Annotated in this window: 11 protein-coding genes and 2 pseudogenes; 5 read left to right on the top strand and 8 right to left on the bottom strand. The window is 72.7% G+C overall.

The annotated features are described in order from the left end of the window. Positions 1-24 precede the first annotated feature (24 nt). The 6 genes and pseudogenes from ACXKR8_RS04335 to ACXKR8_RS04360 all read right to left on the bottom strand — a co-directional run bounded on the left by ACXKR8_RS04335 (position 25) and on the right by ACXKR8_RS04360 (position 5,436). Positions 25-648 (bottom strand): response regulator, encoded by a 624-nt coding sequence (locus tag ACXKR8_RS04335; protein ID WP_458271568.1) that lies wholly within the window; start codon positions 646-648, stop codon positions 25-27. Continuing rightward, on the bottom strand, positions 645-1,982 hold the full coding sequence (locus ACXKR8_RS04340) for a sensor histidine kinase (RefSeq protein ID WP_458271569.1): 1,338 nt from the start codon (positions 1,980-1,982) through the stop codon (positions 645-647). Before ACXKR8_RS04340 ends, ACXKR8_RS04335 begins: the two co-directional genes overlap by 4 nt. Positions 1,983-2,030: 48 nt before the next feature. Further along, a pseudogene (locus ACXKR8_RS04345) lies at positions 2,031-2,842 on the bottom strand (ABC transporter permease). Continuing rightward, positions 2,839-3,798 carry an ABC transporter ATP-binding protein gene (locus ACXKR8_RS04350; RefSeq protein WP_458271571.1) on the bottom strand — a complete coding sequence of 320 codons (960 nt, stop codon included), beginning with the start codon at positions 3,796-3,798 and terminating at the stop codon, positions 2,839-2,841. The pseudogene ACXKR8_RS04345 and the gene ACXKR8_RS04350 overlap by 4 nt, the downstream one beginning before the upstream one ends. A gap of 99 nt (positions 3,799-3,897) precedes the next feature. Then, complete coding sequence (locus ACXKR8_RS04355) at positions 3,898-4,734, bottom strand: CAP domain-containing protein (protein ID WP_458271572.1); 837 nt, start codon at positions 4,732-4,734, stop codon at positions 3,898-3,900. A gap of 135 nt (positions 4,735-4,869) precedes the next feature. Continuing rightward, entirely contained in the window at positions 4,870-5,436 is a 567-nt protein-coding gene (locus ACXKR8_RS04360) for a hypothetical protein (RefSeq protein WP_458271573.1), read from the bottom strand. A 105-nt stretch (positions 5,437-5,541) separates the two neighbouring features. On the opposite strand from ACXKR8_RS04360, the gene ACXKR8_RS04365 reads away from it, so the two are divergent. From ACXKR8_RS04365 to ACXKR8_RS04380, 4 genes and pseudogenes are all read left to right on the top strand, one after another. After that, complete coding sequence (locus ACXKR8_RS04365) at positions 5,542-6,264, top strand: response regulator transcription factor (protein ID WP_458271574.1); 723 nt, start codon at positions 5,542-5,544, stop codon at positions 6,262-6,264. Then, positions 6,261-7,628: a sensor histidine kinase gene (locus ACXKR8_RS04370; protein ID WP_458271575.1), complete on the top strand. Its 1,368-nt coding sequence runs from the start codon at positions 6,261-6,263 to the stop codon at positions 7,626-7,628. The genes ACXKR8_RS04365 and ACXKR8_RS04370 overlap by 4 nt, the downstream gene beginning before the upstream one ends. Before the next feature lie 18 nt (positions 7,629-7,646). After that, positions 7,647-9,670: pseudogene (locus ACXKR8_RS04375) on the top strand (Xaa-Pro dipeptidyl-peptidase). A 180-nt stretch (positions 9,671-9,850) separates the two neighbouring features. After that, positions 9,851-10,804: a YsnF/AvaK domain-containing protein gene (locus ACXKR8_RS04380; protein ID WP_458271577.1), complete on the top strand. Its 954-nt coding sequence runs from the start codon at positions 9,851-9,853 to the stop codon at positions 10,802-10,804. A gap of 72 nt (positions 10,805-10,876) precedes the next feature. Here the strand turns inward: ACXKR8_RS04380 and ACXKR8_RS04385 are convergent, their stop codons facing one another. Both ACXKR8_RS04385 and ACXKR8_RS04390 read right to left on the bottom strand, forming a co-directional pair. Then, positions 10,877-12,517, bottom strand: coding sequence for an ABC-F family ATP-binding cassette domain-containing protein (locus ACXKR8_RS04385; RefSeq protein WP_458271578.1), 1,641 nt, complete (start codon positions 12,515-12,517; stop codon positions 10,877-10,879). Between the two features lie 374 nt (positions 12,518-12,891). Next, on the bottom strand, positions 12,892-14,046 hold the full coding sequence (locus ACXKR8_RS04390) for an IS701 family transposase (protein WP_458271579.1): 1,155 nt from the start codon (positions 14,044-14,046) through the stop codon (positions 12,892-12,894). Positions 14,047-14,271: 225 nt separating this feature from the next. Here ACXKR8_RS04390 and ACXKR8_RS04395 point away from each other — a divergent pair, with 225 nt between their 5' ends. After that, positions 14,272-15,510, top strand: coding sequence for an NAD(P)/FAD-dependent oxidoreductase (locus tag ACXKR8_RS04395; protein WP_458271580.1), 1,239 nt, complete (start codon positions 14,272-14,274; stop codon positions 15,508-15,510). Positions 15,511-15,519 lie beyond the last annotated feature (9 nt).

Consider the following 15,519-nt stretch of genomic DNA (forward strand, 5'->3'; position numbering starts at 1 on the left):
GCGCCTGCACAGGACCGACCGACGCTAGACCCAGCCCCGCTCGCGGGCGATCCGGACCGCGGTGTGGCGGTTCTCCGCGTCCAGTTTGGCTGCGGCGGAGGACAGGTAGTTGCGGACGGTGCCCTGGGAGAGCGAGGCCCGGCGGGCGATCTCGGCGATCGGCGAGCCGTCCGCCGCCAGTTCCAGCACCTCGGCCTCACGCACCGTCAGCGGCGACTCCCCCGCGCTGATCGCGTCGGCGGCCAGGTCCGGGTCGATATAGCGACCGCCCGCGTGCACGATCCGGATGATCTCGGCCAGCCGCTGCGCCGAGGCCGTCTTCGGCACAAAACCGCGCACTCCCTCGGCCAGGGCCCGCTTGAGGTGGCCGGGCCGGCCGTGGCCGGTGACGATCATCGTCCGGCAGGGGACGGGCTCGGCCCGCAGCGCGGCGGCGACCGCCACGCCGTCCAGGCCGCCAGGCATCTGCAGGTCGAGGACGGCCACGTCCGGGCGGTGGGCCCGGGCCATCGCGATCGCCTCGGGGCCGGTCGCGGCCTCGGCCACGACCAGCAGGTCGTCCTCGTAGGACAGCAGCGCGGCGACCGCGCCCCGGATCAGGTGCTCGTCGTCGGCCAGCAGCACCCTGATGCGTTGGTCGTCGCTCATGCGGTGGAGCCTGCCTTTCGTGGTCCGACGGCAGGGTCTCCAACGGCAGAGTCTCCGGCGGCAGGGACCTCGGCCCTGGAGCTGTCGTCCCGACGTCCTGGCAGCGGGATCCGGACGGTCAGTCGAAAGACGCCAGGACCCGCGTCCACGGCCAGGGTGCCGCCCAGCGCGGCCAGTCGCTCCCGCAGCCCGGCCAGCCCCGATCCGGCCGATCCGGCCGCGCCCGCCGCCCCGGCCGCTCCGCCGAGGACAGCTTCCGGCACCCCGTCGTTCTCGACGGTCAGCACCGCGCTGCCGCCCAGGGCCAGCGCCAGCCGGATCGTGCACCGCCCCGCCTCGCTGTGCCGCAGCACATTGGTGGTGGCCTCGCGGATCACCCAGCCCAGGGCCTCCTGCACCTCGGTCGGCAGGGCGCGTCCCCGCTCGCCCTCGGCATCCCCCTCGGCCCGTGCCTCGACTCCCGCCGCACGCAGCACCGACAGCGCGCCGGCCAGCTCGACCGCCAGGTCGGCCCGGCGGTAGCCGCGGACCACCTCGCGCACCTCGCGCTGCGACTCCTGGGCGATCCGCTGCACCTCGATCATCTGCTCCACCGCTTCCGGCCGGCCGCGCCGGGCCAACTGCACCGCCAGTTCGCTCTTCAACGCGATCACCGCCAGGTTCCGCCCCATCACATCGTGCAGATCCCGACCGAACCGCAGCCGCTCCTCGGCGACCGCGAGCTGCGCCTGCACCTCCCGGGCCGCGTCCAGCTCCCAGACCGTGCTGAGCAGCCAGACCGAGCAGCCGTTGGTGACCGCCATCACCGTGCCGGCCAGCAGGATCGCGACCGTGATCACCCCGGCCTCGGCGACCGGCAGGCCCAGCGGCACCGCCGCCACTCCGGTGCCCACGGCCGAACCCACCAGGCCGAACAGCGCACCGCGCACACTGCTGATCGCCAGCACCATGGCGCCCATCCCGAATCCGACCAGGATCACCACCAGGGCCAGCGCCGCGGCGTCCGGGAACCCGGCCCTCCCGCGCAGCGCCAGCGCGGCCAGGGCGCCGCCGCCCGACAGCACCCCGACCGCGACGAACAGCCGGACCGGACGCGCCCGGCGGCCCAGGGCCCAGTCCAGGCCCCGGGACGACAGCAGCGCGCAGAGCACGGCCTGCACCACCGCGAGGACGAACGATCCGGCCCGCAGCCATCCGTTCATGCTGCCCTCGGTGAGCGGCCCGGCCAGCACCAGGACCCCGGTCAGCGCGAAGGAAGGGAAGGTCCAGCGCGTGTACAGCTCGATCCGGGCCGGATCGCTGCGCCGGTCCCACCAGCCGGTCAGTCTCGACATCGTTTCCCCGATTTCCCCAGGCCCTCAGCCTCAGTCTCAGCCGCAGCCTCAGCGCCGCGGTTCCCAGCGGAACCACCGCTGTGCAGCCAACACTGCCAGTACCGTCCAGGCCAGCGCCAAGCCGAGCGACTCGGCCACCCGCACCGGCCTGGCCCCGGCACCGCCCACCCAGCCCGCCCGGACCAGGTCCATCACCGGTGTCATCGGCAGATAACGGCAGGTCTCCGCCAGCCAGTGCGGCAGCACCTCCAGCGGCAGGATCGCACCCGAGCCCAGCACCAGCACCAGCAGCAGCGGCGCGGTGGTGAACTGCGCCAGCTCCACGGTGCGGGTGAAGACGGTGGACCCGGCGGCCAGCGCCGCCAGCAGCACCGGGGCCAGCAGCAGGCCGGCCAGCAGCAGATCGGGCCGTTGCGGGGCGTCCAGTTTCAGCAGCAGCGCCCCGGACGCCATCAGCACCGCGCACTGGGCCAGCGCCAGCGCCACCGTGGGCAGCGCCGTCCCGGCCAGGATCTCCAGGTCGGTCGCCTCCCCGTGCGCAGCCGCTTCAGCACCAGTTCCTCGCGCCGGGCCACATACGCGGTGACCAGGTTGTAGTACACGGCGAAGGCGAGGACAAAACCGACGCCGCTGCTCATCGACATGGTGTTGAGGTCCAGTCCGGTCCCCGTGAAGTCGAACTTCGACAGGGCCGGCCGCATCGCCACCACCATGCTGAGCGGCAGCAGCAGCGCGGTCGCCAGCGCGACCCGGTTGCGCCACAGCAGCGTCAGCTCGGCCCGGCCCAGGGCCCTGACCCGCCCGGTCGACGTGGTCCGCCCAGTGTTCGCCGTCTCCGAAACCGCAGTGGTCGCGCTCATCGCAGCACACCTTCCGCCGTGGTGTCGCCGGTGCTCGTCGTGTCGCCGGCGATCGCCAGGAACGCCTCCTCCAGCGAGGCCGACCGCGCGTCCAGCCGGTCCAGGTCGAGCCCGCGGTCCCGGGCCCAGTCGAGCAGCGCGGTGAGCGAGGCCTGCAGCCGGTCGGTGTGCAGCACGATCCGCTGCCCCTGCAGCTCGTGTCCGAGCACGCCCAGTTCCGGCAGCGGCGGCAGGTCGCCGGGGAACCAGCCCGAGGGCAGGTCGAAGGAGATCCGGGACGGGCGCGAGCCGGTCACCTCGGCCGGGGTGCCGCAGGCCACGATCCGGCCCGCGCGCATCACCGCGAGCCGGTCGGCGAGGGCCTCGGCCTCCTCCAGGTAGTGCGTGGTGAGCAGCACGGTGGTGCCCTGGGCGGTCAGCTCCCGGACCAGTGCCCAGGTGTCGTGCCGCCCCTGGGCGTCGAGCCCGGTGGTCGGCTCGTCCAGGAACAGCACCTGGGGGCGGCCGAGCAGCGCCAGCGCCAGGTCAAGCCGCCGCCGCTCGCCGCCGGAGAGCTGTCCGGTCCGGACGCCGCCGCGGGCGCCGAGGCCGACCATGTCCAGGGCCTCCCCCACCGGCCGGGCTCCGCTGACGCAGCCGGCCCACATCCTGGCCGTCTCGGCCACGGTGAGGCCGGTCGGGAATCCGCCCTCCTGCAGCATCACCCCGGTCTCCGGCCGCACCTGGGCCCGCTCCGCGTAGGGGTCGCGGCCCAGCACCCGGACCGTGCCCTTGCTCGGCCGAGCCAGCCCCTCCAGCAGTTCGACGGTGGAGGTCTTCCCCGCCCCGTTGGTCCCCAGCAGCGCGAACAGCTCGCCCCGCGCCACCTTGAACGACACTCCGCGCACGGCCTCGAAGCCGCCCCCGTACCGCCGGCACACACCGTCGGCCTCGACCACGCTCTCTGCGATCTCCATACGACAAGCCTGCGGCCGGATCACGGCCCGGAGCAGTGCGGACTGTCACCGGCCGCGATGACAAATGTCATCGGACGCCGGCGGGGCAGCCGACCAGGCTCAGCCGTTGTTGGCGAAGTCCTGGGTCATCCACACCGTGCCGGAGGCGTCGCGGAAGACGGCTATGCCGACCCGGGTGAAGCTGCTGCTCAGGATGTTCTGGCGGTGGCCGTCGTTCGGGGCCTTCTCGTTCAGCATGCTCTGGGTGAGGCCCACCGCGCTCGCGGCTATGGCCGCGTCGTCGTCCCTGATGCCGCCGGCCTCGCCGATGTTCTCGCCGGCCGAGGTCCAGTGCACGCCGGCCGCGATCTCGCGGTCGCCGAAGGCCGCCTCGCCGGGGCACTGGTGCGACAGGCCGCAGCCGGAGGACATCACCTTGTTGTGCGCGGCGGCGCTGGCGTTCAGCCCGGAGTACAGGGTGTACGGGGCCAGGCCCGCGGCCGTCCGGTTCTTGTTGATCAGATCGAGCACCTGTTGCACGGCGCTGCTGTTGCTGCTGGTCGACCCGGCCGGCGGGGCGGTGGTGCCGCCCGGCTGGGGCGCCGCGGTGGTCGGCCGCGAGGTCGGGGCAGCGGTCGGCTTGGCGCTGTGGTGCACCACCGGAGGACGGTGCTTCGACGGGGCAGAGGCAGAGGCGGTGGACCAGGGCGTCCCGATCGGCGTCGGCAGAGCGGTCCCTCGGGCCCCGGCCTGGGAGCCGAGCCGGAAGTTCCCGTGCGCGCCGGTGTGATCGGCCGACGACTGGCCCGGCACGCCGAGGCAGGCGAAGGCCGTTCCCCCGCCGAGCACGGCGATGGCCGCGGCGCCGGTCACCGCGAGGCGCAGTCGCGGGCCGCGCCGCGACCGGTGCTGTCCGGAGGAGACGTTGCGCGAGCTGGAGCGGCGGGAAGAACTCATCAGGGGCACCTCAGTGGTTCGGACCGTGCGCCGGGGGGGTCCGGCGGACACGACCCTAGGGGGCTCCCACCTCCCGAAACACCGATCGGCGCCAACTTCAGGTTGCGCTAAGGAAAGCCCCACACTGCGCTGTGGTCACCAGGAGACCTCGCGGGTGGCCTCCTGCGCCTGCGGGTGCAGCGTCGCGGTGAGCTCCGAACGGTGGTGCGCGCCGGTGAAGGTGACGGTTAGTATGTCGGCCGCGGACTGCGCGGTGCTGGTGGTGAAGCCCAGCGCCGGTACGGCGGAGACCAGGCAGATCGCGTTCGCCCCGAAGCGCACCACCACCTGCCCGCCGGTGGTCTCGAAACTGTGCGCACCGGCCCCGCCGGAGCAGTCGTAGGACGGCGGCCGCGCCGAGTGCGACGGCGAGGCCGGGTGCGAGGGCGGCGCGGTCGACGACGTGGGCTTCGGACGCGACGCCGAGGGCGAGGCGTCCGGAGTGGGCGTGAGCGTGGAGGTGGGCGCGCCGATCGACCCCGAGGGCCCCGGCGTCAGCGTCGCGGTCGGCGCCGCCAGAGCGAGCACCGTGGTCACTCCCGGTGCGCTGGGGGGCAGCGGGGCCGTGGAGCCGAGGACAAAACGGACGGTCAGAAAGACCGCGCTGACGGTGAGCACGGTGCAGGAGAGCCAGATGAGGAAGAAGCGAAAGAGCCGGGGCACGGCCCCATCATGGCGGTCCCCGCCCCCGAGCGGCAGATCGGGCCCCGGTACGGACTCAGCTCCGGCCGTCCGACGCCGCCCGGCCGATCGGCTACGGTGTGCGGCATGGCCAGCGTCCTTGTCGTGGAAGACGACCCCGGTATACGTGCGGAACTGATCGACGTCCTGACCGGGAACGGCCATGTGGTGCGCAGCGCGGCGGACGGGTTCGGCGGGTTGCGCGAGGTCACCCGGGGACCGCTCGACGCGGTGATCCTCGATCTGGGCCTGCCCGATCTCGACGGCAGCGACGCACTGCGCATGATCCGCGGCATCTCCCAGGTGCCGGTGCTGATCGTGACCGCCAGGGACGAGGACGCCGAGATCGTCCGGCTGCTGAACGCGGGTGCCGACGACTACCTGGTGAAGCCCTTCTCCGGGGCCCAGCTGATCGCCAGGCTGGCCGCCGTGCTCCGGCGCACCGCCTCGCACACCGGACCGGCCGCCGCCCCGCAGGACCTGCAGGACGGCCCCTCGCTGCTCCGCGCACCGGTCTCGATCGGCCCGCTGCACATCGACCCCGGCTCCCGCACCGCCCATCTCCGCGGGCAGGAACTCCCGCTGACCCGCCGCGAGTTCGACCTGCTTTCGTTCCTCGCCGCCAACGCGGACCTGGTGGTCTCCAAGCGGCGGATCCTGGCCGAGGTGTGGCGCGAGCCCTATGTCGAGGACCAGACCATCGACGTCCACCTCTCCTCGCTGCGCCGCAAGCTCGGCGAGAGCGCGGCGGCTCCCGGCCTGCTGCGCACCATGCGCGGGGTGGGCATCAAACTGGTGACCCCCCGGTGAGACGCACCCTGGCCGGGGTGGCCCTGGCGGTCACCTCGATGGTGGCGCTGTCCTTCCTGATACCGCTGGCGCTGCTGGTCCGCTCCGAGGCGCGGACCCAGGCGGTCACCGCCGCCGAGCAGCGGGCCGCCGCGCTGGCGCCGGTGCTGACCCTGACCGCAGACCCGGCCGAGCTGCGCCAGGCCGTCTCCGCCCTCGACCCGAGCGGCCGGCTGGACGTGCACCTGCCCGGCGGCCGGTCGATCGGCACCGGCCACGCCCCGGCGGCGCTGCTGCGCCGGGCCCAGCGCGAGGGCGCCTCACTGGCGCAGAACCTGCCGGACGGCGGCTGGGTCTATCTGCAGCCGGTGGTGCTGGGTCAGGGACGGGTGGCCGTGGTGGAGGAGTTCGTCCCCAAGGACGAGCTCGACCGCGGGGTGGCCGTCTCGCTCTCGGTGATGGCGCTGCTGGCGCTGGGTCTGGTGCTGGGCTCGGTGCTGGTCGCCGACCGGCTGGCGTCCCGGGTGGTGCACTCCTCGCGCGGGCTGTCCCGGGCGGCGCACGCGCTGGGCCGGGGCGACCTGGAGTCCCGGGTGGAGCCGATGGGACCGCCGGAACTGCTGGAAGCCGGCCAGGCATTCAACGCCATGGCCGATCGAATGCTCGAACTCCTAGCAGTGGAACGCGAGTTGGTGGCGGATCTGTCGCACCGGATGCGGACCCCGCTGACCGCGCTGCACCTGGCCACCGAGCGGATGGGCCCCACCCCGGACAACGCCAGGATCACCGCCGCGGTGGCCCATCTGGAGTCCGAGCTGCACACCATCATCACCGCCGCGCGCACCCCGCTCGCCTTCGGCCCCATGGGCACCGCCCAGCGCCCGGCCGGCGACCCGGTGCTCTGCCGGGCCACCGAGGTGGTCCGCCGCCGGGGCGGCTTCTGGTCCACCCTGGCCGAGCAGCAGGAGCGCCGCTGCCTGGTGGAGGTGACCGGCGAGGACGCGCTGGTCGACCTGCCCGAGGACGACCTGGCGGCGGTGGTGGACGCGCTGGTCGGCAATGTCTTCCGGCACACCGGCCCCGGCACCGCCTTCGCGGTCCGGCTGGTCCGGGCGGCCCAGGTGGTGGTGCTCACCGTCGAGGACGCCGGGCCCGGCATCCCCGATCCGGACGACGCGCTGGCCCGGGGCACCAGCACCGCGTCCACCGGGCTCGGCCTGGACATCGCCCGCCGGGCGGCGGCCGCCACCCGCGGAACGGTGGCGATCGACCGGGGCCCGCTGGGCGGCGCGAGGATCTCGGTGACCTTCGGGCTCGCCGCGCCGCCGCCCCGGCGCGGACGGCTGAACCGCAGACGAGGCCGGGCCCGGCGGGCCCGCGGCTGAACCGGCTGTGAACCCGCCATGCGATTTTTGTTGCTGTCTCGTCAAAACCCTCGTGGGCCGGGGCGGCGCGAACTACCTTCATCACTTGTGATTATTCGTCGCTCCCGCGCGCTCGCCATCGTCACCACGATCCTCGTCGCGCTCACCGTGGCACTGCTCGGCTCCGCAACAGCCCGAGCGAGCAGCGTCGGCAAGGCCCCCGCGGCCGGCACCGTCCAGAACGGCGCCAGCCAGCCCCTCTACTCCTACGCCAACGCCGTCCGGGAGACCGTCTGGGTCGACACCGGGCTCGACGGCGACGGCAACGGCCGCACCGACCGGGTGGCCGCCGACATCATCCGCCCCAGCGAACCCGCCGCGGCCGGACTGAAGATCCCGGTCATCATGGACGCCAGCCCGTACTACTCCTGCTGCGGGCGCGGCAACGAGGACCAGCTCAAGACCTATGACGCACAGGGGAAGCCGCTCCAGTTCCCGCTGTTCTACGACAACTACTTCGTCTCCCGCGGCTACGCCGTGGTGCTGGTCGACCTGGCCGGCACCAACCGCTCCGACGGCTGCGTCGACGTCGGCGGCCCCTCCGACGTCACCTCGGCCAAGGCCGTGGTGGACTGGCTGAACGGCCGCGCCACCGGCTACAGCGCCCGTACCGGCGGCAGCAGCGTCACCCCGGGCTGGACCAACGGCTCGGTCGGCATGATCGGCAAGTCCTGGGACGGCACCATCGCCAACGGCGTGGCCGCGACCGGCGTCGCCGGCCTGAAGACCATCGTGCCGATCTCCGCGATCAGCTCCTGGTACGACTACTACCGCTCGGACGGCGCCGCCCTCTACGACGGCACCCCGGCCGACCTGTCCTCCTACGTGGAGAGCTCCACCGCGGCCGCGAACTGCTCCGCCGAGCAGAAGGCACTCGCCGCGGGCTCACCGGCCAACGGCAACTGGTCCCCCTGTGGCAGCAGCGCGACTACGTCGCCTCGGCGGCGAACGTGCGGGCCAGCGTCTTCGTGGTGCACGGGATGCAGGACCTCAACGTCCGCGACATCAACTTCTCGCAGTGGTGGACCGCGCTGGCGCAGACCGGCGTGGACCGTAAGATCTGGCTCTCCCAGACCGGCCATGTCGACCCCTTCGACTACCGCCGCGGCGCCTGGGTGGACACCCTGCACAGCTGGTTCGACCACTATCTGCTGGGCGTGGACAACGGGATCCAGAACGGCCCGGTCGCCGACATCGAGCGGGCCCCCGACCAGTGGACCCAGGACGCCACCTGGCCCGCGCCCGGGACCGTGACCAGCACCATCGACCTCAAGCCCGGCGCGCTCACCACCGCGGCCGGCAGCGGCACCGCGAGCTTCACCGACAACCCCGGCCTCGGCGAGGACGACTGGGCCGCGGACGTGAACAGCACCACCAAGGAGAAGACCGCCTTCACCACCGGTGCGCTCAGCAAGGACCTGCGGATGTCGGGCGGCGGCACGATCACGCTGAGCGTGAAGTCCTCCACCAAGAGCGCCCACCTCAGCGCGGTCCTGGTGGACCTCGGCCCGGCGACCATCCGCAACTACGAGGCGGCCGGGGCCGGCATCACCACGCTGACCACCCGCTCCTGCTGGGGTGACAGCACCGCCGGGGACAGCGCCTGCTTCCTGGACACCGCGGCCGACACCAGCCAGGTCGGCTACACCATCTTCAGCCGCGGCTGGGCCGACCTGGGGCACTACGCGGGGTTGAACCAGACCTCGACGATCACCCCGGGCAAGGCCTACTCGATCACCTTCAACCTGGCCGGCACCGACCATGTGGTCCCGGCCGGGCACCGGCTCGCCCTGATCGTGGCCGGAACCGACAACGGGCTGCTCAACCCGGCCTCCACCAAGCCGACGATCACCGTCGACCTGGCCCACTCCTCGCTGCGCCTGCCGCTGGTCGGCGGTGCCGGCACCCTGCCGCAGGGCGTGCGCCCGGCGGTGGCCACGACCCGGCTGACGGGTCTGGCTCCGGCGGCGAACAGCCTCGCGGCCCTGAGCGACTTCAGGTAGCAAGCTGAAGTAGCCCATTCGAGCGGGAAGCCCACGCAGCTCGGAACGCGCCTGCCACCAGCGCGTTCCGAGTTGCGGGCTTGGTGGGGTCGGTGCACCGTCAATGAGGAGGCACTTTTCCAACGCCGTGCATGTTCCGGCGTGGGTGCCGCATTCCCTCTCACCTCTCTGGAGGTAGTAATGGGTACAGCGATCGACCCCACCCAGGTGATCGGCCACAAGGTGCTCGACGCGCAGGGCCACAAGATCGGTCAGGCCGAGGAGGTATACCTCGACGACAGCACCGGCATGCCGCAGTGGGTCACCGTCAAGGGCGGCCTGTTCGGCGGAAAGGGCCACTTCGCGCCGCTGGCGGGCGCCAGCATGGTCGAGGACGAGGTGCGGCTGACCTGCGCCAAGGCACAGGTCGACAGCGCCCCCGACCTGGAGACCGGACGTCACCTGTCGGTCGAGGAGGAGCGCGCGCTCTACCAGCACTACGGGCTCGGCCGGCCGGAGACCCCGGCGGCGGACAGCGGCATGAGCCGCCTCGGCCAGGCCGACACGGTATCCGGCACCGGCACCGGCGCGGGCATGACGGCCGGTACCGCCGCCGGCGTCGGCACGGCGGCCGGTGTCGGCACCGCCGCCGGCGTAGGCACCGCCGCCGGCCGCGGCCTGGCGGCCGACCGCTCGGACGCCACCACGGCGGCGCACGCCAGGACCGACGGCACGCTCGACGCCCGGAACGAGATGACGCGCTACGAGGAGCGTCTGCACGTGGGCACCGAGCGGGTCGAGGCCGGCCACGCCCGCCTGCACAAGTACGTCACCACCGAGCAGGTGCAGCAGACCGTGCCGCTCACCCACCAGGAAGTCCATGTCGAGCGCGAGCTCATCCCCGAGGGGGAGCGCACCGCCGCCATGGGCACGGCCGAGATGATCGAGGCCGACCAGGACGTGCTGCTCTACGAGGAGCGCACCATCGTCACCAAGGAGACCGTCCCGGTCGAGCGGGTGCGGATGCGCGTGGACGAGGTCACCGAGGACGTCGTGGTGCAGGAGGAGATCCGCACCGAGCACATCGACTACGTGGACGACAAGAAGGCCGTCCAGGGCAAGCACACCCGGGACGTGCGCGACCTGCGCAAGTAGCCGCACCACCCCGAAGGGCCGGAGCCCGGGCGACAACCGCCCGCGCTCCGGCCCTTCAGCGTTGTGCCCAGGTCACGGCTGCCCGGTGCTGATCCCCCGGCGCGGGTCCAGGTGCAGCCGGCGGGTGACGCCGATGCTGTCCAGGAACGGCAGGTCGTGCCCGGCCACGATCAGCGCGCCCTGGAACGAGGCCAGCGCGGTGGCCAGTTGGCGCACGCTGGCCAGGTCCAGGCTGTTGGTCGGCTCGTCCAGCAGCAGCAGTTGCGGGGCCGGCTCCGCGAGCATCAGCGCGGCCAGGGTGGCCCGGAACCGCTCGCCGCCGGAGAGGGAGCCGACCAGTTGGTCCGCCCGCCCGCCGCGGAACAGGAAGCGGGCCAGCCGGGCCCGGATCTGGTTGTCCCCGGCGCGCGGCGCGAACCTGGCCACGTTGTCGGCCACGCTGAGCCCCTCTTCCAGCACGTCCAGCCGTTGCGGCAGGAAGCGCAGCGGGACCGGGCAGTCCACCTCGCCGGACTGTGGGTCCAACTCCCCGGCGATGGTGCGCAGCAGCGTGGTCTTGCCCGAGCCGTTGGAGCCCAGCAGCGCGATCCGCTCGGGACCGCGCACCGACAGGTCGATCGGGACGACGCCCTCGGCGGCGAACTGCGGGACGACCTGGGCCAGGGTGAGCACGGTGCGTCCGGCCGGGACCGCGGTGGCCTGCAGGTCGACCACGATCTCGGGATCGGCCCGGACCGAGGACTCGGCCTCGGCCAACCGCTCCCGGGCCGCGGTGACCTTGTCCTGCTGCTGGATCCGGAGCCGGCCCGAGGACACCTGGGCCTGCCGCTTGCGCTGCTTCATCACGGCGCGCGGTTCCCGTTTGTTCTCGTACATCTTCTGCCCGTAGCGCTTGCGGTGGGCCAGTTTGGTCTGGGTCTCCACCAGTTCGCGCTGCTGGCGCCGGACGTCGGACTCGGCGACCCGCAGCATCCGTTCCGCCGCGTCCTGTTCCACCGCCAGTGCGGCCCGGTAGTCGCTGAGGCTGCCTCCGTAGCCGTGGATCCGGCCCTGGCGCAGGTCGGCGATCTGGTCCACCAGTTCCAGCAGTTCCTGGTCGTGGCTGACCAGCAGCAGCGGGCCGGTCCAGGCGGTGACGGCGCGGTGCAGGTACTGCCGGGCCTCGAGGTCGAGGTTGTTGGTCGGCTCGTCCAGCAGCAGCACGTCCGGGCGGCCCAGCAGCACTCCGGCCAGGGCCAGCAGCGCGCTCTGGCCGCCGGACAGCTCGCCGACCCGGCGGTCCAGGCCGACGCCGCCCAGGCCGAGCCGGTCCAGCACGGCGCGGGCCCGGTCCTCGACGTCCCAGTCGTCGCCGACCGCGGCCAGGTTCTCCGCGGTGGCCTCGCCGCGTTCGACCGCGTGCAGGGCGTCCCGGGCCCGGGCGATGCCGAGGGCCTGCGGGACGGTGAGCCCGGCGTCCAGGGTGAGGTTCTGCGGGAGGTGGCCGAGGGTCCCGGTCACCTTGACCGATCCGGCCAACGGGGCGAGCTCCCCGGTGAACAGCCGTAGCAGGGTCGACTTTCCGGAGCCGTTGAGCCCGATCAGACCGGTCCGGCCGGGGCCCACGGTCAGGTCCAGGCCCTGGAAGAGGGGGTGGCCGTCGGGCCAGGCGAAGTCCAGCCCCGCGCACCTGAGCGAGGCGGACCTGGGGGCGGGTGGGCGTGATGATGACATGGGGCAGCTCCCGGTGTTGGTGGTGGTCCAGCGACAACACGGCGGGGAGACACAACGGGCGCACGAAAAACCGCCCCAGAAAAGGGGTGATCGCCGAGGTCGGGTACGCGCGGGCTCACGGCAGGGCGCCGTGGGTGCGGTGTCTCCGGTCTCAGACGAACAACGGCCTTCTCCTGACGGGCGGCTACAGGTGCAGGAGCGAGCTTAGTACTGCAACCGCATCTGGGGGTTGTGTCCTCGGCGTTTGTAGTGGGAGTTGCGGGCGCGGGCCTGGCTTCGTCGTCGGAAGCGTGACCAGTGCAGATGGTGTTCGTTGGCATGGTGGTGGGCTGCAACGACGATGTGCCCCATCAGTCGGCGGATCTCCGGGACGCTCAGCGGTATGAGCTCGTCCGCATTGTCGGCGCTTCCCCTTTTTGGGCTTCTTCGGCGCGGACGGCGGTCAGGTAGGCGAGTGCGGCCATGGACAGGGTGATGTGGCGGTACCAGGCCCGGTAGAGCCGTACCTGGTAGTGGTCCAGGCCGCACTCGCCCTTCGCGGTCTGGAAGCACTCCTCCACCGCCCACCTGGCAGCAGCCACCTTGACCAGGTCTTTCAGTCGGGTGGCGACCGGTCCGTAGCAGACGTAGTAGGCCAGTTCGCTCGGGTCGCTGACGCTGCGACGGGTCAGGACCCAGTGCCCGAACCCGTTCTCCCAGGTCTCGCGGACAGCGACCCTGGCCCAGTCGTAGATCCGCTCGCCGTGTGCGCCCCGGCCCCCCGACAGGCGCTTCCACGCCTGCCGGGGCAGGTCGGCGATCAGTTGGTCCACTTGCGCGGCCCTGCCGTGGGCGGTGGTCACGATGTCGTTGACCTTCGTGGCCAGCACGTGCGCCACCGATCGTTCCTCCAGCCAGGCGCGCAGGTGCCTCACCTGCCCGAACGCCTCGTCGGCGGTGACCCATGCGAAGGGGATGCCGGCGTCGATGGCGCGCTGCAGCATCCACTTGAAGTGCTCGTTCTTGGTCGCGAAGGGGACCTCGTCCCCGATCCCCGCGGCCCGGCAGCGTGCGCGGTCATCAGTCCACGAGACGGGGACGTAGAGCTCGCGGTCGATCAACGCCCGCCCCCTGCTCGAGGCATAGGCCAGGAACGTCCCGATCTGGCTGTTCTCGGTGCGGCCCGCGGTTCCGGTGTACTGGCGCTGGACGCCTGCGGACTTCGTGCCCTTCTTCAGGAATCCGGTGTCGTCGCCGATCAGCACGGCGTCCCTGGCGCCGATGCTCTCCACAACGAAGCCGCGCACGTCATCGCGCACCGCATCCGCGTCCCACTCGGAGTGGTTGAGCAACCGCTGGACGCCGTCGGGACGCACCTGCCCGACCTGCTCGGCCACCGTCCAGCCGTTCTTCCGCTCCAGGGGCGCGAGCAACCCGTTCAGGTAGTCCAACGCCCGCTCGCGGGGCTCCGACCTCCCGAAACGACGGGCGAACCGGGCATGAAACCCGGCTATCCCCTCGGACCACGACTCGACCTGCTCAACCGTCAACTCATTGGCACACAGTCAGACCAACGAGCACCCACGCTCAAAGTCACGCCCAGATGCGGTTGCAGTATTAGGCGGGGGTCGTCGGGACCGGCAAGGGAATTACCCCGGCGGCGGCCCCCGGTCGATCAGGGCTGGAAGGGCGGACAGCGGGTAGCGTGATGATCACAGGGAGCGGCCGGCCGGACAGGTCGGCCTGCTCAGGGAACCGCGTCCGAGGAGTCCTCCATGGCAGCAGGGTCGGCGGGCCGCAGTGACGTGATGGTGGTGGGGGCCGGGCTGGCGGGCCTCGCCTGCGCGCATGATCTGACCGCCGCCGGGCTGTCGGTGCGGGTGCTGGAGGCGTCCGACGGGGTCGGCGGCAGGATGCGCACCGATCTGCGGGCCGGGTTTCGGCTGGACCGGGGGTTCCAGGTCTTCAACACCTCCTATCCGCAGGTCAAGCAGCGGTTCCAGCTGAGGGCGCTGAAGCTGTGCCCGTTCACCCCGGGGCTGCTGCTGGACCGCGAGGGGCAGCGGCTGCGCTGGAGCGATCCGACCAGGCAGCCGGGCCGGATCAGCGACCTGTTGCCGGGGCGGCTGGCCGGCGCCCGCGACCTGGCCGCGCTGGCGCTGCTCAGCGGGAGGGACATGCTGGCGCCGCCGGCCCTGCTGCGCCGGGCGGCGGACCGGACCACGCTGACCGCGCTGGCCGACGCCAACCTGTCCCCCGAGCTGGTCGAGAGCTTCTTCCGGCCCTTCCTGGCCGGGGTCTTCCTGGAGGACGAACTCGAGACCTCCAGCCGCTTCTTCCACCTGGTCTGGCGCAGCATGCTGCGCGGCACCCTGTGCCTGCCCAACGAGGGCATCCAGGCCGTCCCCGAGCAGCTCGCGGCCGGTCTGCCGACCGGGACGGTCAGCCTCGACACCCCGGTCGCGGAGCTGACCGACGGCGGGGTGCTGCTCGACGACGGCTCGGAGCTGGCGGCGGACGCTGTGGTGGTGGCCACCGGCGCGCGGGCGGCGCGGGCGCTGCTGCCGGAGCTGGAGATCCCGGCCGGACGGACCGTCACCACGCACTACTACGCCGCGCCGCGCTCCCCGCTGGAGGAGCCGGTGCTGCTGGTCGACGGCAGCCGGCACCTGCTGCACACCGCGGTGCTGACCGAGGTGGCGGCCGGCTACGCGACGGACGGACGGGCCCTGGTCTCCACCTCGCTGCTGGGCGGCCCGACCCCGAACCAGGAGCAGCGGGTCCGGACCCGCCTGGCCGAGCTGTACCGGACCGACACCGCCGACTGGGAGCACCTGGCCGGCTACACCGTCACCGACGCGCTCCCGGCGATGCCCGCGCCCCATCCGCTGACCAGGCCGGCCCGGCTCGGCGCCGGGCGTTATGTCTGCGGCGACCACCGGACCACCGGCTCGGTCCAGGGCGCCCTGGCCTCCGGCGCCCGCGCGGCCCGGGAGCTGCTCGCCGACCGCTGAGACCCGCGG

The sequence above is a fragment of the Streptacidiphilus sp. PAMC 29251 genome, assembly GCF_054208735.2.